This window comes from Nocardiopsis sp. EMB25 (genome assembly GCF_026797795.1).
GTDB lineage: Bacteria > Actinomycetota > Actinomycetes > Streptosporangiales > Streptosporangiaceae > Nocardiopsis > Nocardiopsis lucentensis.
In genome coordinates this window covers 5,588,424-5,604,570 of record NZ_JAMTDN010000001.1, presented here as the reverse complement: position 1 = coordinate 5,604,570, position 16,147 = coordinate 5,588,424, and the positions used below count along the sequence as shown (strand labels likewise).

Annotated in this window: 17 protein-coding genes; 13 read left to right on the top strand and 4 right to left on the bottom strand. The window is 69.2% G+C overall.

Annotated elements, in window-relative coordinates; genetic code table 11:
- Nucleotides 1-4: 4 nt before the first annotated feature.
- The 4 genes from KIK06_RS24900 to KIK06_RS24885 all read right to left on the bottom strand — a co-directional run bounded on the left by KIK06_RS24900 (nucleotide 5) and on the right by KIK06_RS24885 (nucleotide 1,784).
- Nucleotides 5-976, bottom strand: a complete 972-nt coding sequence (locus KIK06_RS24900) for a TauD/TfdA family dioxygenase (protein ID WP_268645341.1) — start codon at nucleotides 974-976, stop codon at nucleotides 5-7.
- A 105-nt stretch (nucleotides 977-1,081) separates the two neighbouring features.
- Nucleotides 1,082-1,333, bottom strand: a complete 252-nt coding sequence (locus tag KIK06_RS24895; RefSeq protein WP_268645340.1) for a hypothetical protein — start codon at nucleotides 1,331-1,333, stop codon at nucleotides 1,082-1,084.
- The gene (locus KIK06_RS24890; protein ID WP_268645339.1) at nucleotides 1,330-1,527 is read right to left on the bottom strand and encodes a hypothetical protein; all 198 of its coding nucleotides are present in this window, start codon (nucleotides 1,525-1,527) and stop codon (nucleotides 1,330-1,332) included. Before KIK06_RS24890 ends, KIK06_RS24895 begins: the two co-directional genes overlap by 4 nt.
- Nucleotides 1,524-1,784: a hypothetical protein gene (locus tag KIK06_RS24885; RefSeq protein ID WP_268645338.1), complete on the bottom strand. Its 261-nt coding sequence runs from the start codon at nucleotides 1,782-1,784 to the stop codon at nucleotides 1,524-1,526. Before KIK06_RS24885 ends, KIK06_RS24890 begins: the two co-directional genes overlap by 4 nt.
- A gap of 182 nt (nucleotides 1,785-1,966) precedes the next feature.
- On the opposite strand from KIK06_RS24885, the gene KIK06_RS24880 reads away from it, so the two are divergent.
- From KIK06_RS24880 to KIK06_RS24820, 13 genes are all read left to right on the top strand, one after another.
- Nucleotides 1,967-2,821, top strand: a complete 855-nt coding sequence (locus KIK06_RS24880) for a helix-turn-helix domain-containing protein (protein ID WP_268645337.1) — start codon at nucleotides 1,967-1,969, stop codon at nucleotides 2,819-2,821.
- Nucleotides 2,818-3,012, top strand: coding sequence for a DUF397 domain-containing protein (locus KIK06_RS24875; RefSeq protein ID WP_268645336.1), 195 nt, complete (start codon nucleotides 2,818-2,820; stop codon nucleotides 3,010-3,012). The genes KIK06_RS24880 and KIK06_RS24875 overlap by 4 nt, the downstream gene beginning before the upstream one ends.
- A gap of 404 nt (nucleotides 3,013-3,416) precedes the next feature.
- Complete coding sequence (locus tag KIK06_RS24870; RefSeq protein ID WP_268645335.1) at nucleotides 3,417-4,241, top strand: sigma-70 family RNA polymerase sigma factor; 825 nt, start codon at nucleotides 3,417-3,419, stop codon at nucleotides 4,239-4,241.
- A gap of 184 nt (nucleotides 4,242-4,425) precedes the next feature.
- Nucleotides 4,426-4,761 carry a hypothetical protein gene (locus tag KIK06_RS24865; protein WP_268645334.1) on the top strand — a complete coding sequence of 112 codons (336 nt, stop codon included), beginning with the start codon at nucleotides 4,426-4,428 and terminating at the stop codon, nucleotides 4,759-4,761.
- A complete protein-coding gene (locus KIK06_RS24860) occupies nucleotides 4,758-6,557 on the top strand; it encodes a hypothetical protein (RefSeq protein WP_268645333.1) in 1,800 nt (599 codons plus the stop codon). Before KIK06_RS24865 ends, KIK06_RS24860 begins: the two co-directional genes overlap by 4 nt.
- A gap of 27 nt (nucleotides 6,558-6,584) precedes the next feature.
- On the top strand, nucleotides 6,585-7,526 hold the full coding sequence (locus KIK06_RS24855) for a PrgI family protein (protein WP_268645332.1): 942 nt from the start codon (nucleotides 6,585-6,587) through the stop codon (nucleotides 7,524-7,526).
- Nucleotides 7,526-9,343 (top strand): VirB4 family type IV secretion system protein, encoded by a 1,818-nt coding sequence (locus KIK06_RS24850; protein WP_268645331.1) that lies wholly within the window; start codon nucleotides 7,526-7,528, stop codon nucleotides 9,341-9,343. Before KIK06_RS24855 ends, KIK06_RS24850 begins: the two co-directional genes overlap by 1 nt.
- Nucleotides 9,343-11,682: a type IV secretory system conjugative DNA transfer family protein gene (locus tag KIK06_RS24845; protein WP_268645330.1), complete on the top strand. Its 2,340-nt coding sequence runs from the start codon at nucleotides 9,343-9,345 to the stop codon at nucleotides 11,680-11,682. Before KIK06_RS24850 ends, KIK06_RS24845 begins: the two co-directional genes overlap by 1 nt.
- Nucleotides 11,679-12,536 (top strand): replication-relaxation family protein, encoded by an 858-nt coding sequence (locus tag KIK06_RS24840; protein WP_268645329.1) that lies wholly within the window; start codon nucleotides 11,679-11,681, stop codon nucleotides 12,534-12,536. Before KIK06_RS24845 ends, KIK06_RS24840 begins: the two co-directional genes overlap by 4 nt.
- Nucleotides 12,521-13,582, top strand: a complete 1,062-nt coding sequence (locus KIK06_RS24835) for a C40 family peptidase (protein ID WP_268645328.1) — start codon at nucleotides 12,521-12,523, stop codon at nucleotides 13,580-13,582. Before KIK06_RS24840 ends, KIK06_RS24835 begins: the two co-directional genes overlap by 16 nt.
- A 672-nt stretch (nucleotides 13,583-14,254) precedes the next feature.
- On the top strand, nucleotides 14,255-14,560 hold the full coding sequence (locus KIK06_RS24830) for a hypothetical protein (protein WP_268645327.1): 306 nt from the start codon (nucleotides 14,255-14,257) through the stop codon (nucleotides 14,558-14,560).
- 234 nt (nucleotides 14,561-14,794) lie between these two features.
- A complete protein-coding gene (locus KIK06_RS24825; RefSeq protein WP_268645326.1) occupies nucleotides 14,795-15,301 on the top strand; it encodes a hypothetical protein in 507 nt (168 codons plus the stop codon).
- Nucleotides 15,295-16,128 (top strand): hypothetical protein, encoded by an 834-nt coding sequence (locus KIK06_RS24820; RefSeq protein ID WP_268645325.1) that lies wholly within the window; start codon nucleotides 15,295-15,297, stop codon nucleotides 16,126-16,128. Before KIK06_RS24825 ends, KIK06_RS24820 begins: the two co-directional genes overlap by 7 nt.
- Nucleotides 16,129-16,147: the final 19 nt, after the last annotated feature.

The following is a 16,147-nucleotide window of genomic DNA, read 5'->3' as shown; positions in this document are numbered from 1 at the left end:
GTCATCAGGCGCTCACCTCGGTCAAGGCACGCGGGGAGCCCGCGGCACGGTGGGTGCGCCGGTCAGCGGTGACCATGGCGCGCAGCAGCCACCGGTCGGTGCCGTCGAAGCGGGGGGTGAATCGGGTGCGACCGTGCACGACGCGGCGGTTGTCCACCACCAGCAGCTCCCCGGGTTCCAGGACGTGCGCGAGCGCGACACGCTCCAGCTCCGCACCGAACGCCTTCCAAGCGGTCATGGCCTCGGTGTCACCGTCGTCGGCGGGGTGCTGGTAGAGGGCGTCATAACAGATCGCCGGGTCGTCGGCGGGACCGGTGAGTACCGGGCGGGCGGGAGCGCAACGCTGCGCGGTGCCATGGGCGAGGTCGGGGGCGATCCGCCAACGCGGCTCGCGCAGTACCTGCTCGACCTCACGGTCCAGGCGCAGATCCACCGCGCGGGAGACGGTGGTGGCGGCGCCGGGGTGGCCGCGCAGACACAGCAGGCCGAAGGCATCGCACCGTTGTTCGGTGAAGGCGTCCTCCACGTGCGCGGACAGCAGGGAGTCGCTACCGGTGCTGGTCTGGGCCTCCTCCTCTCCCGGGACCGGAACGACGTGCTGCACCAGTCGCCCCTCGTACAGGGACGCGAACGTGAACGGGGCCCCGAGGGGGGTCATCGCGGTGAGCAGGGCAAGGCCCGCTGCCCGGGCCGCCGGGCCCAGCGGCCCGGGCAGGGCGGTGGAAGGGGTGGGTTCCAGGTCGGTCAGGAGGGAGGAGGGCAGCAGCCCGCGCACCAGCAGCACTCCGCCCAACGAGGGGACGGTCGCGATCTGGTGTAGGGCTCGCAGCAGCGACATGGGCAGACAGCCCACAGCGGCTGCGCCCGCTTCGGCGAGCACAGTGCTGTGGGCAGTGGGACCGGTGTCCAGGTCACGGGCGACCTGGGCCAGCAGGAGGGCGTGGTCGATGTCCACCTCCACGACGGGCAGGCTCACGACTGGGCTCCTTTCAGAAAGAGGGTGACGATGGTGATGTCGCCTTCGGGGCACCGTCTCCGGACCGGTGTGGGAAGCGACGTCGAGTTGGAGGAGGTACACGCCCTACCCCAGGGCAGCGTCCTGCTCCGTGGTCGAAAGCGAGCTGGCGGCGGACCTCCCGCCCGATACCTCCTCGGGGAGACGGTTGGCCAGCATCGCCTGGACGAGCGTGCGGTTGGCCTGGGAGTGGTAGAACCCGCAGTCGCGGGTCAAGTAGCGGTAGGAGGCTCCCCAGTGGCCGCGGTGACCGTCGATGAGCCAGGTGCAGTGGCCGAGGTAGACCACGCGCGGGGTGGAGGTCTGCGGTGGGCTCACGACTGGGGCTCTTTCCGGTCGACGGGGAACATCCTGTCGGGGGCGACCCGGTACCAGGTCGAGCCGAGGCGCATGTCCAGGGCGCCGTCGAGGCGGGCGCACACCGCAGTCACCACACGGATGTGTCCGGGGTGCATGAGCACGATGTCTCCGCGCTTGAGCTGGGACGCGAGCGTGTCCGTCCACGCGGTCATGGCACCACCACCTCCCGGTGCCGGTGCTGGGACTGGTGCAACCGGACACCGAGTACCTCGACGGTGTCGGCGAGGATGACGTCGTCGGGCTCCTCGGCTCCGGCCGGAAGGTGGTAGGCGATCCACCGGGGGCCGCTGTCGAACGAGCGTCGGATCAGCCACGCGGGGTGAGCCTCACGGAGTCTGATCAGGGCGGTTGCCTCGCCTGAGGTGAGTCCGTTATCACCTGGTGAGATGTGGGTGATTCCTGCTTTCACGGTGACCTCTGGGTGATTTGAGCAGATCATTATTCGGTAATCCGTGGATTCGATAGTGTGTGCCGTGACGGTTTTCGCAAATGTTGCGTGCGAACCGCAATGTTTTGTTTGCGGTTCGCACGCAAACAAGGAACGAATGGAGGTGAAACGCACTGACCAGCACAAACGAGACGACCGGCGGCGTGTCCCGACGGCAGATCGGACGCCATCTCAAGGACATGCGCACTCAGGTGGGACTCACCCTCGCGCAGGCTGCTGAGTCCGCCGACATGAGCCCGTCCAAGCTGTCACGCCTGGAAGCGGGCAAAGCCGGGCGTCCGCGAAAAGCGGACATCGCAGTTCTGTGCGAGGTGTACTCCGCACCGGAGCAACTGCGTGCGGCGCTTGAGGGGATGGCGCGCGCCTCGAAGGACAGTTGGTGGTCCTCCTACGAGGACGCCATCCCCGACACCTTCGGCGCCTATCTCGGCCTGGAGGCCACAGCGGCGCGGATCTGCTGGCACGATCCGAACATCATCCCGGGTCTGGCGCAGACCGACGCCTACGCGCGCACGATGATCACCACCGCCGACCCCGACGCCGAACCGGGCGAGATCGACCGTCGTCTCCAGCTCCGGATGGGACGTCAGGGCATCCTGAACCGTATTGTCGGTGCTCCCGACCTTCGCGTAGTCGTCGGCGAGGCTGCCCTGCGTCGGCCTGTCGGCGGGCCGGGTGTGATGGCGGCCCAACTGGAACACCTGATCAAGCTGGGGCGTTCCAACCGCGTCACGCTGCGGGTGATGCCGCTGGCGGCCCCCATCTACCAGGCGCTTCCCGGGGGAGCGTTTATCCTCCTGGACTTTCCCGCTCTCCCTGGGCGCGATGACGAACCCGCCACGGTGTACGTGGAGGGTCTGGCAGGCGAGCTGTACCTTGACCGCCCGCAGGAGACAGGCCACTACCGTGCAGCTTGGGATGATCTCTGGCGCCGGGCACTTGATCCAACCCGGTCAGAACAGATGATCAGCCACATAGCGAAAGGAATGCGCAGATGATTCACAACCGTCCTGGTGCGATCGCCGAAGGGTGGCGCAAGGCCAGCTACAGCGGCGGCGAGCGGGCATGCGTCGAGGTTGGCGAGATCGGCGTGGACCGTGCGATTCGCGACACCCAGAACCGTGCGCTGGGTGCCTTGGCGTTCGACCGCTCCGAGTGGACCATGCTCCTGGCGGCCGTGACGCGCTAACTCTCAGCACAAAGACCACGATTGCCCCTCGCCAGATCTGGTGGCGGGGGCAAGCACGTTCTTCAGCGAGCTACCCGTTGGGGCGTCGTTGACAGGCCAGAGCCAACGGCCGCGTGCCCCACCGAGCCTCGCCGCCCCCACTCACCGTGACCGCCCGGAGCTTCGAAAATCCCTGCGCGAGAACGCTCACCGACCGCTCTCAACCCTTACTCACGCGGGCGTGTTCGCAGGTAGAGAGCCTGATAGTGCCTCATGCGCTCCCGTCCGCTTGGCCGAATCTTTACCTTCGTGAGCGCGCCCGGAGTAGTCCCTGAGCACGGTCGGGGAGCGGACTGAGTAATCCCTGGGACCCGCTGGGTTTGGGGTGTGGGTGTCCATCCGCACCGGCACCCGAGGGGGCGCTCATGGCCTGCGCATCGTCACCGCTCGCCGTCGTCGAGACCGAGTTCGTCCGGCTCTCACCCACCCACCTGACCCTGCACGGAAGCGAGATCCACCCCTGGCTTCAGGACCGCGCCTACTCGCTGTTCGAGCTGCGCGAGGTGCTGATGACCGAAGGCACGCCCTACGACGTGCGTGACCATGTGTGGCGACACACCATCCGCGCCGCGCGGCGGTCCCAGGACTGGATGGTCGGAGCCCTCGGTCTGTGCATGCCCGCGCTGCGGACTGCCGCCCGACGAGCCTGCCGGGGCCTGCCCCAGGGGTCTGCCCGGGAAGTGGAATCCGCGATCCTGGCCGAGACGATCCGCCAGGTCCGCACCATCAACACCGACTACGCCCGCCTCGCCTGGTACCTGACCCGCCCCGCCCACCGCGCCGCGCTCTCGGCACGCCGACGCGAGAGGGAGGCACCCGCCCCGACTGGCGACCCGAGCCAGCGGATCGTCAGCGATAGGGACGCCGTGGGCAACCCCGACCTGTTGTTGATCGCCGCGGTACGGGTGGGGGTGCTCTCGGCTCCCCAAGCCCAACTGATCGCCCGTACCCGCCTGGAGAAGGTCTCGTTGGCCCAGGTCGCTGACGAGCTGGGCGTGTCCTACAAGGCGTGCGCGAAGCGGCGCGAGCGCGCCGAGGAACGCCTGGTGGCGGCCGTACACGCGGGTGAGGTCGCCGTCGGTGACGCACTCCTGGACACCGCTGGTGTCGACCGGACGCCGCCCGCCGAGGTCGTGTCGATGAAATCCGGGCACCCGTTGTCGCATCGGCCCTGGCCGGTGGCTTCCTAGGAGGTTGATTTCGGGAACCAGACCCTGCCGCGACACCGGTGGTGTCTGGTTCCCCCGCCAGGGTGTGACGGCTGGAGGGGTTCAGGTGGGGACGAGGGATACAGGCACGTCAGCGCGCAGGGCCCGGTGGCGGTGGGCAGTGGCGGGTTTGGCCGCTGCGGCTGTGGCTGTGTGGTGGGTGGCGGTGGGCGAGGATGCCTCGTGGGTGTGGGCTTCTGAGACCAACACCGAGAGCGAGGGCGAAGGAGAGGCCACCGGCGCGGGGCAGTCCACCGCCCAGTTGCGGCAGGTGGTGGACCGGGTGCGGTTGGTCCTCATCGCCCTCGCCAGCGCGTTGGGGACGCTGTTCCTGTCGATCGCGGGGGTGCGGTGGCTGGTCGCCAACGGCGACCCGGGACAGATCGATGGAGCCAAGCGCGCCCTGTCCGGGGCGGCGATCGGGTACGGGATCGCGGTCCTGGCCACCGTGTTGATGGACGTCCTGAAGTGGGTCGTGGCCGTGGGCGGGGGCGGCCAGTGACCCCCACCACACAGGCTCCGTACGACGTCGATGACCTCGTTCCCGCTCCTACCGCGGAGCCGGGGGAACCGCCTGAGGACCCCACCCTTGAACCCGAACCCGCGCCGCCGCCCGCGCCTGAACCGGAGCGGGAGATCACCGACGACCCGCAGCCGCCTCCCGAGGATCCCCGCCAACAGGATGGCCAGGACACCACCGGTACGGGGGCCGACGGGGACGTCTTCGACTGCGGCCTGGTCGATCCTGGCTGCCATGTGTCCAACTGGTTCGCCGACTTCGTCGTCTCCGGCCTGAACCCCGCTCTGGGGTGGCTCGCGGAGAAGGCGTTCCACACCCCGCTGCCGTCCGAGGGGATGAAGGGTCTGCACGCCGGGATCCTCACCACGGCCAACGTCCTGTTCGTGCTGTTGGTGGTGGCGGGCGGTCTGGTGGTCATGGGGTACCGCACCTTCCAGGACCGCTACTCGGTCGGGGAGATCCTGCCCCGCATCGTGTTCGCGTTCGTCGCCGCGAACTCCTCGCTGTGGATGTCCACGGAGATCGTGCGCCTGTCCAACGGCGTGGCGGCCGCCATCGGCGCCGACGGCATCAACGCCCGCGAGGCGGCGGCCAACTTCCGGGACCGCCTGGACGTGCTGCTGGCCGAGGCGGTGGTCTTCACCATCCTGCTGTTGGTGGTCGCGGTCGTGCTGCTGGTGGTGTGGATGGTCACCGAGGCGGTGCGCATCTGCACCGTCATCGTGCTGGTGGTCGCCGCGCCGGTGCTGTTGGCCTTCCACGCGCTGCCGCAGACCAACCGGATCGCCGAGCTGTGGTGGAAGTTGATGGCGGGGCTGTGCGCGATCCCGATCGCCCAGTCGTTGGTGTTCATCACGATGATGCGGCTCTTCTTCGAAGGGCAGATGACCCTCTTCGGCTCCCTGCACCCCACCTCCGACAGCGCCGACGACGTGGGCGGTGCGGACTGGCTGATGCAGATCATGCTGCTTCTGGTGCTGCTGTACACGCAGATCAGGATCCCCGTCTGGGTGAAGAGGCTGATCTGGGAGCCGACCCATCCGGGGAGTTCACCGATCGCCGCCCTGCTGCGGAACCTGGCGTGGATGCTGGCCTTCCGCTCCCTGGGCAACCTGCGCATGCCCGGTGTGTTCACCCACGGGCTCAACCTCGGACTGAAATGGCCCCACCTGGGCTGGCCGAGCCGCACCCCGGGCAGGAAACTGCCCCGCTACACCCCGGGCCCGCCCAAGGGTGTGCAGCCGTTGCGGCCGCAGGCGTGGTGGTACCGCCCCCGGCACGAGGCACCCGAACCCATCGGGGCCCTTCCCGGACCCCGGGCTGCTCTCCCAGGTCCGGGCGGGGGTCCGTCCGGTCCTCGCTCCCACGGTGGCCCGCCCGGAACGCCGGGCCTGCTGGGACCTCGTGCGCTCCCACCGGTTCCCGACCCCCGTGTGGGGCCGCGTGTCCCCGCGCGTCATGCCCTGGAAGAAGGGCGGATACCCGGATCACCGAGGACCGGCCAGCAGGTGCTGTTCGGCCGCCCGACACCGGGGCCGCCCGCTCCGTCTACGGCTGCGGGGCCGGTGCGGCGGTGGCGCCAGGGGGTGCTGCCGACCCCGCCCCCGGTGCGGGTGCCCGGACGCCGCGCCCCGGAGCGGGTGGGTGATGCGTGGGCGAGGCAGCAGCGTGAGCCGAGGCGGCCCGCGCACGTCAAGGGACAGCGGCCCCTGTTCCCCAACCCCAAGCGCATGTGGAAGCAGTACGGGCTGTTCCCGCGCCCCAAGCGGGACTCGTAGTGATCATCCGACGAGGAAGGAATCGGCGTGGCCTCTGAAGAGCCGTCGTCGTGGCAGGGACGAATCCCCACCGACATCGACCGCCCCGAACCCATCCTGTTCAACCTGACCGCCCGCCAGTGCCTGATCATCGCCCCCGTCCTGCTCGGAGCCTGGGGTGCCTACCTGCTGCTACGCGACGTGGTACCGCTCTGGGTGTTCGGCCTGGCGCTGGCCCCGATCCTGGGTACGGCCATCGCCGTCGCGCTGGGCGAACGCGATGCCCTCACCCTGGACCGGTTCGCCGTCGCCGCTCTGGCCTGGGTGCGAGCGGCCAAGCACCTCGTACCAGCCCCCTCAGATGCGATTCCTGCCCGGCCGCGATGGGCACCGCGCCTTCGGCGGACTCCACGTCTGGAACCTCTCCGGCTCCCGGCCTCGGCGATCACCTCCGAAGGTGTGATCGACCTGGGCGGGCGCTGCGCCGCCGTCATCACCTGCACAACGCTCCCGTTCCAGCTCGCTTCGGGGCGTGAACAGGACCAGGTGTTGGCGGCGTTCGCCGCCGTGCTGGACTCCCTGACCGAGCCGGTGCAGATCCTCGTCCAGCGCCGCAACGCCGACCTGTCGCCGTTCACCATGATCCTGCGCGAGAACGCCCACCACCTGCCGCCAACCCTGGGTGAGGCCGCGACGGCGCACGCCGCCTTCCTCGATGACCTCGCCCTCACCCACGACCTGTCCCACCACGAGGTCCTGGTGGTGGTCACCGCCGCCGGGCCCGCCCACCGCGCATCGGCGGCACTGCGGCGCCGCGCCCAGGACATCGCCGATCGGCTGACCACACTCGGCGTCCGTACCCGGCTCCTGGACCGCGCCGGAGCCGAACTCGCGCTACGCCAGTCCCTCACCACCCCGGGCGGGCACCTCACCGACCCCGCCACCGACGACGTCGACGACACCGCCAACAACGACAGTGAGGAGCGTTGATGCACCGCCTGTGGACGAAGAGCGGCTCCACCGCCTTGGGGGGACCCGCAATCCGGGTCGAGCCGCGACACCTGGAGATCGAGGGCACCGTGTGCCAGACGATGATCGTCACCGGCTACCCCCGCGAGGTGGCTGCTGGTTGGGCCGAGCCCCTGCTCACCTATCCGGGACGGATCGACCTCAGCTTCCACCTGGTCCCGGTACCCGCGGCCACAGCCGCCGCCAATCTCCGCAAGCGTCGAGCTCGACTGGAGTCGGCGCAACGCACGAGCGCGGCCCAGGACCGGGTCACCGATCCGCGCCAGGTCACGGCGGCCATGGACGCGGCCGAGATCGCCGAACGCCTCGCCACCGGCCAAGGGCGCCTGTTCCGGGTCTCGGTCTACATCACCGTGCACGCCCCCACGTTGGGACACCTCGAAGCCGAACTCCAGCAGCTTTCGGCGCTGTGCGCGTCCCTGCTCGTAGACGCAGTTCCGGCGACGTTCCGGCCGCTTCAGGGGTGGATCTCCACCCTCCCGCTGGGCACGGACGCGATCGGGATGAGCCGTTCGATGGACACCGACGCCGCCGCGACCCTGCTGCCGTTCACCTCTCCCGAGTTGGTCGCGGAGCTGGGTGACACCGCCGTCGTCTACGGCGCCAACACCCACAGCAACGGGCTGGTCGCCTGGGACCGGTTCTGCGGCGAGCTGGACAACCACAACAGCGTGATCCTCGCCCGCTCCGGGGCGGGCAAGTCCTATCTGGCGAAGCTGGAGGTTCTGCGGTCGCTGTTCGTCGGCGTCGACGTCGCGGTCATCGACCCGGAGGGCGAGTACGTCCGGCTGGCTGAAGCGGTGGGTGGTACCGCCCTGCGCCTGGGCACGCCTGAGGGGAGGCTGAACCCGTTCGACCTGTCCGACCCGGACGTCGACGGCCAGGCCTTCACCAACCGTGCGCTGTTCCTGCACACGTTGATCGCCGCGATGGTCGGTGCGCTGACCGCCACCCAGAAGACGGCCTTGGACCGCGCGATCATCACCGTCTACGCCGAGGCAGGCATCACCCGCGATCCTGCCACCTGGAACCGTCCCGCGCCCGTGCTGGCCGACCTCGCCACCGTTCTGGAGGACATCGCGTCCCACCCGAACCTGGACGAGGGTCTCACCCGTGCCGCCCACGGTCTCGTCGACCAGCTCGCACCCTTCGTCCACGGGTCGCACGCCGCCTTGTTCGACGGCCCGACCACTGCCGTTCTCGACGAGCGACTGACCGTGGTCTCGTTGAAGGAACTGCCTGACGAGGTCCGCACCGTGGGCGTCCTGTTGGCGCTGGAAGCGATCTGGCGTCGGGTCACCTCGGGCAGCGAGACCCGGCCTCGGATGGTGGTCGTGGACGAGGCGTGGCTGCTGCTCCAGGATGCGGCCGCGGCCCGCTATCTGGCGCGGCTGGCCAAGGCGGGGCGCAAGCACTGGGCCGGGCTCACCCTGATCACCCAGGACGTGGGCGACGTGCTCGGCAGCGAACGGGGACGCGTGGTGGTCGCCAACGCCGCCACCCAGATCCTGCTCAAGCAGGCCCCACAGAACCTCGACGCTGTCACCGAGGCGTTCCACCTCTCAGCCGGGGAAGCCCATCTCGTCGGTACCGCGCCCCGGGGCAGCGCACTCCTCGTCGCGGGACACCAGCGAGTGGGGTTTCACCCCCTGGCCTCACCGTTCGAACACCGGTTGATCACTTCCGACCCAGCCGAACTCGCCGCACTGCTGGCCCAGGAACAGTCGGACGGCGATCCAGCACCCGTGTTCGTTTCGGACGACGAGGCGGTGGCCTGATGATCGACTTCCTTCTCAACGGCGGCGTGTACGTCGTCATCGCCACCATCCCCCTCGTCGGGGCGGCCGTGTGCGCGGCGGTGATCGGTGCGCGGCTGGCCCGCCACGCCTACCTGTCGAAGCAGGCGCGGGTGGTGGAGATCCTGCCGCCGCCACAGGCCACCCTGGACAACGCGCAGGCGTTCTGGACCAACACCCTGGGGCTACTCAAACCTCGCTGGTCACGGTGGCTCATCCAGCCCCACCTGGCCCTGGAAATCGTGGCTTCGGCGGACGGGATGCGGTTCCAGGTGTGGGTGCCCGGGATCATTCCTCCCGGATCGGTGGAACGCGCGATCGCCTCGGCCTGGCCCGGTGCCACCACCTCCACCCGCACCCTCACCCCCGGTGAGTCACCGCTCCCGGACGGGGCGTACACCACCGGAGGATTCCTGCGGTTGGGGCGGGCGGAGGCGTTCCCGCTCCGGTCCAGGTTCGACGACGATCCCGCCCGTCCACTCCTGGGGACGTTGGAGGACCTAGTGGAGGGAGAACACGCCCTGATCAGGATCACCGCCCGACCCGTCACGGCCTGGCGGGCGGCCCAGGCCCGCCAAGCGGCGGCCCGCCTGCACGGTCACACCGGTCTCGGTGTGATGTTGCTGGACGCGATCGACCCCACCACCAGCAGTACCCGAACCAGCCGTCCACCGCTGCTTCCCGGTACGGGGGACGACGTGCGGGCGATCCTGACCAAGGCGTCCAGCCCTCGGTTGGCGTGCGACGTCGCCTACATCCTCACCACCGGCCATGACGGAGAACCGGCGAAGGAACGCCTGCGAGGCCGGGCACACGGGGTGGCCTCGGCGTTCGCGGCGTTCACCTCCGGCACCAACCACCTGGACCGCCGCTTCATGCTCAAACCGACCTGGTGGTTGTCCAACCGGTTCCTCGGCTACGGGTTCCTGCTGTCCACCACGGAACTGGCCGGGGTCGCGCACCTGCCCACCGACGCCACCGTTCCGGGGTTGATCCGCGCCGGAGCACGACCCGCCGCCCCGAGTCCGGCCGTACCCTCCGGGGGCGAGGGCACGCGAATGATCGGTGACAGCGACGCCGGTACACGGCGCCCCGTCGCCCTCGGTGTGACCGAGTCACGCCAGCACACGCACATTCTCGGCAAGACCGGGTCGGGCAAGTCGACCCTGCTGGCCAACATGGTGCTCCAGGACGCCGACGCGGGGCGGTCCGGGCTGGTGATCGACCCGCGCGGGGATCTGGTCACCGACATCCTCGCTCGCCTGCCCAAGCACGCCGTGGACAAGGTGGTGGTGTTCGATCCCGACGACAACGCCCCGCCGCCGAGGCTGAACCTGCTCCAGGGAGGGGACCCGGACTTCGTCTCCGACACCGTCGTCGGGATCTTCCGTCGGATCTACTCCGAGTACTGGGGTCCCCGGACCGACGACATTCTGCGCGCCGCCACCCTCACGCTGACCCGGGCAGGCGATTCGAAGCTGACGCTGGGCCACATCCCACGTCTGCTCGCCGACGACACGCTGCGCGCTCGGGTCATGGCGCAGGTCACCGCGCGCACCGGACGGGACGAAGCGTTGAGCGACTTCTGGGGCTGGTACTCCGGGCTGACGGTCTCGGCCAGGAGCGCGGTGACCGGGCCGGTGCTCAACAAGCTGCGGACCGCGCTGCTGCGCCGGTGGGTGCGCCAGGTGGTCGCATCGGGGCCGTCCACCGTCGATCTGCCCCGTCTGTTCGACTCCGGCCACCTGGTGCTGCTCCGGCTGCCGAAGGGTCGCCTGGGCGAGGACACCAGCTCGCTGATCGGGTCGTTCGCCCTGGCCGCCACCTGGCAGGCGGTGACCGCACGGATCCACGTCCCAGAACACCAGCGCAAGGACCTGTGCGCCTACATCGACGAGGCCCAGAATTTCCTCAACCTGCCCGGTTCGTTGGAGGACATGCTGGCCGAGGCCCGCGGCTACCGACTGGGGTTGACCCTGGCCCACCAGGAGCTGGGTCAGCTCCCCGCCGAGCTGCGCAAGGCGGTGTCGGCGAACGCGCGCACGAAGATCTACTTCACCGCTTCACCGGACGACGCGGCGAGTCTGCAACAGCACACCCTGCCCGTCCTGGGCGCCTACGACCTGACCCACCTCGGTGCGTACCAGGCGGCCGTCCGGCCTCTGGTGGGCGCCAAGGAGCAGAGCGCGGCGACGGTCCGAACCCGACCACTCCCGGCGGCGGTACCGGGGCGCGCCACCGAGGTCCGCAAGGCCGCACGCCTGCACGGGCTGACGCCTGAGCAACGCGTTCCGGACCGGCGGAAGGGAGCCGCCAAGTGACGGACACCAGCGCTCTGAGGCGTCTGGTTCCCAGGATCACGTCCAGGGACCACGCCATCCTGGCGGACCTGCACGAGCACAACGTCATGACCACCCACCAGATCCACCGGCTCCACTTCCCCGAGCGCTGTGACCGCGTCGTGCGCCACCGCATGAGCAGGCTGCACCAGTACGAGCTGGTCGACCGCTTCCGCCCCTACTCACCGCGGGGACGGAGCCCCGACCACTGGGTCCTGAGCCGCCTCGGCGGTGCGCTCGTAGCCGCCCACCGGGGCGGAGAGGCGGAGCCCCAGGACCCGGCGGTGCGTTCGGACGCTATCGCGTTGCTGGCCCACTCCCGCCAGCTCGGACACAAGATCGGTCTGGTGGACTGCCTGGTCGCGTTCACCACGGCCGCTCGCACCACCACGTCGGCCCAACTGGTGTGCTGGTACGGCGAACGTGAGAGCGCACGTCGGTGGGGACGGCACATCCGCCCCGACGCCTACGTTCAGTGGGGCCAGGACGGCACGACACTGCACGCCTTCGTCGAGTACGACACTGGCAGCGAACCGTTGACGAAGGTCCGCAGAAAACTCCCTGGGTACGCGTGGCTGGCGGGTGAGTCCGGTCTGCCGTCGATCGTGCTGTTCGCGGTGCACTCCGCCGCCCGGGAGAACAACCTCGCGGTCAAGGCGGCCGAGGATGCCTCCGCTGAGGTGGGCGTCTACCTCACCACCCACCACCAGCTCAACCATCCTGGGCCCGCGGCCCGGATCTGGCGCGGCACGGACGGCCTGGGCCGGTTGGCCTTGCTGGACATCGCCCGGCGTCACCCGGTTCCGGAGGAGGGTGATCGGTGGTCCGCCTCGTGATCGGCGTGGGCACGACGATGGTCCTGCTGCCGGTGATCATCGGTGCCGTAGCCGGTGGGAACCTCCAGCACGCCCAGATGCCGCGTTCGGGGGTCCGGGGCATCCCCGACGTTCTGCTCGCCGCCTACGTCAACGCCGCCATGCGTCTGGAGGAACTCCACCCCGGTTGCACGGGCATGACCTGGCCGCTCCTGGCCGGAATCGGACGAAAGGAGTCCACGCACGCCGCCGGGAGCCAGATCGACCCCGACGGTGACGTGAACCCCGCGATCGTCGGCCCGCGCCTGGACGGTTCCGGAGCTGGCGGAAACACGACCCCGCACGCTGACAGCGACGGCGGTGTCTGGGATGGGGACGGAGTGTATGACCGTGCGGTGGGTCCGATGCAGTTCCTGCCCGTCACCTGGGAAAGCCATGGCGTCGACGGTTCCGGTGACGGTACCGCCGACCCGCAAAACGTGTTCGACGCGACGCTCGGTGCGGCGGTGTACCTGTGCGTCAGCCACCCCGAGGGCGCGGCCGTCGACTTCACCGACGATCGGCAACGCCGCGAAGCCCTGTTGCGCTACAACCACTCGAACGCCTACGTGAGGGAGGTGCTGGGGTACGCCGAGGAGTACGCACGGATCGCGGCGCGAGCCGCTGTCCGGGTGCCGAGCGGGGCCAGCGGCGAGCAGGGGCGCGTCGCCGTCGAATGGGCGCTGGCTCAGGTCGGGAAGCCCTACCTGTGGGGTGGCACGGGACCGGGGGCCTTCGACTGCTCGGGGCTGGTGATGCGGGCGTGGGAGGCAGCGGGGGTGAGCATCCCGCGGGTGACCACCGATCAGGTCAACTCTGGAACCCGGGTGAGCCTGGACGGGCTACAGCCTGGTGACCTGTTGTTCTACGACACTGGAGCGCCGGGCGGCTCACCCTCGCACGTGACGATGTACGTCGGGGACGGGCAGATGGTGAACGCGCCCGGGAGTGGTCGGTTCGTCCGTGTCGAGCCCGTGGACGGCACCTACTACAGCGCTCGGTTCGTCGCGGCCGTCAGGCCGGGTTGACAGCCAGGAGAAGCCGTTGCGGGGGAACGGGTGCGTTCCAGGAGTGGAGAGCCCGTTCCCCACACTCACGGCCCCGATTCTTCGGGATCTGTGACTGTTCTGAGCCAACCGGGTTGAAACTTCTCGCGAGTATGGGGAAACATCGCAAACGCCATCCACATGGATGAACGGAATTCCACCGTTCGACCGCATTGATTGGAATGTCTGAATTAATGATGTTCGCCATGTCTTACGGCGCGCGTCGCGGCTGATGACACCACCGCAGGAGGGGTGAGGAAGCGCAGCTTCGGGGGCGTACGACCCCGAGGCCATTGACACCCGCCCCTCTCCCGTCGGTGCGGTCGAACCCGAAGAACAACCGCAAACAGCAAAGCGCCCCGGGCGGTGCGTCACCACCGGCCCGAGGCGTGATCAACCACCTGGAAGAGCAGGAGGACGATCATGGGCAATCGTACGGGGCGGCACCGGAGGCGTCCACGAGGCTGGGTGCACCGCGCCCGGCACGCCGTAGGGGTGGTGCTCTCCGCGATCATCGGAGCCAGGTCCGCACCACTCCGAGACCGGGCACCGCAGGAGACACGGACGACGACGCCACAGTCCAGCGAACCCACTCGCCCGCCGAACCATGAGCCGACGACGCCCACGCGCACGCGTGAGGTCAGGCTCACCGACATGGACCGGGCGTGGAACCTGTTCACGGCGGGGGGACAGGAGGACACGCCGGTAGCGGAGTTCGGCGGGTCGAGGCTCGGCTGGTGTGTGGACGACGATGGCGTACGGGCGGTCCGCCCCTATCTCGTCGCGCACGAACAGCAGCAGCGCGAGCGGAGCCGAGGAGAGAAACCACGCGCACCTCACATGAAAAGGGGCGTGCGGAATCACCTCACTGAAGGCGAAAATCAGGACACGTCCGGCGAGTGGAGCGAATTGGCCGGGCTGATACGGCAATGGGAAGCCATGCGAGCACCCGTCTCCTGACTCAACAGCACCACACAGGGGGTCGACTTCACGGGAAGTCGACCCCCTTCTTGCTGTTGCCCAGGGCGTTTGCGCAGGTGAGGCGTGCGACATCGAATCCCGGTGTTTCTCTTCACAATTTTGGTCACCGTGAGCATCCAGAAAGTGGTTGTGTGATAACTCTGCGTGTGGCTAGTGTCACTCATCGAAAGCACGGCGTCAGTACCGTGCCCGGTGAGGAATCGGGGGTGGGACATGACCATGCCTACGGCACTGCGGGCGATGGTGATCGCCGTGGTTCTGACGGGATGCGCGGCGGAGGAAAGCGGTTCCGTCGAAGGGGCGGTACCCACACCTTCCACACCCGCGCCGTCCCCCAGCCCGGTCGCGGAGGAGCGGGCACTGGAGGTCTACCGAGGCATGTGGGGCGTGGTCGTGGAAGGTTCGCACGAGGGCGCGGTCGGCCATCCGAATCTCGCTGAGTACGCCTCGGGGCAGGCACTCGAGTTCACCACGGCCATGCTGCGCGGTGTGGAGGCCACCGGGGAACCAGAGCTAAGCCCGGAGGTGGTCGGCACCAACCTCGACGGTTCCCGGTCCACGGTGTCCGTGGAGGACTGCGTCGACGACTCGGGGTGGCACATCGTGGGCACACCGACCGACGGGCCCAGCGGCTCACGCCTGGTGACCGCCACGGTCGTGTCCACCGATGGCCGGTGGCTCGTGGACGACCTGTGGATGGAGGACTACGGGTCGTGCTGACACGGACCAACCCCGGGTACGTGGCCCTGCTCTGCGCTGGAACGGTCGCCATGGTCATCGCTCTGCCCCAGCAGGCGGCGGCTGACGGCTTCTTCGTGGACAGCGAATGCGCGAACGGGCAGTGCGGGGTGACGGCCAGGTCCTCCTCTACCCGTTCGGGAACGTCCGAGGAGAACACCGTCCCGAGTGTTCCGTCCGAGAGCCCGGTCGATGACGGTGTGACCTGCCTGGCGTGGGATCTGGAGTTCGCCCAGTCCGGCAAGGAGGGGCCGCAGGAGATGCCGCCGGGGATGGCCCGGTGTGAGGGAGCCGTGGCGCCTGCGGCGGCAGCGGAGTTCGACCCCGTGGCGTTGGCGGAGCAGGCGCGGGCGCTGATGCGGCTCCCCGAGCCCGACATCGGTACCGCACCGACCCCGGACAAACTTCGGTTCGTGAACATCCCCGCCTGGATGTGGGTCGACGAGCGGGACTGGGAACCGGTGTCGGCGACCGCATCGGTCAGCGCCGGGTCGGTGACGGTGGTCGCGTCCCCGGAACGGGTGGTGTGGGACACCGGTGACGGACACGAGGTGGTGTGCACCGGCCCCGGCACCGTCTTCACCCCGACCACCCGCCACGCCGACGGTTCCCCGGACTGCGGCCACACCTACACGACGCTGCCTCCGGGCGGGGCGGGGGCGACGGTCGACCTGACGGCGGTGTGGGAGTGGGCGGTGTCCTGGTCCACCACTGACGGACGTGGTGGGGACCTGGAGCCCCTGACCACCACATCCACGGCGACGGTTCCGGTGAGCGAGATCCACTCGGTGGTCACCGACATCCGCTGACGGCTCCAGACAGACGTTG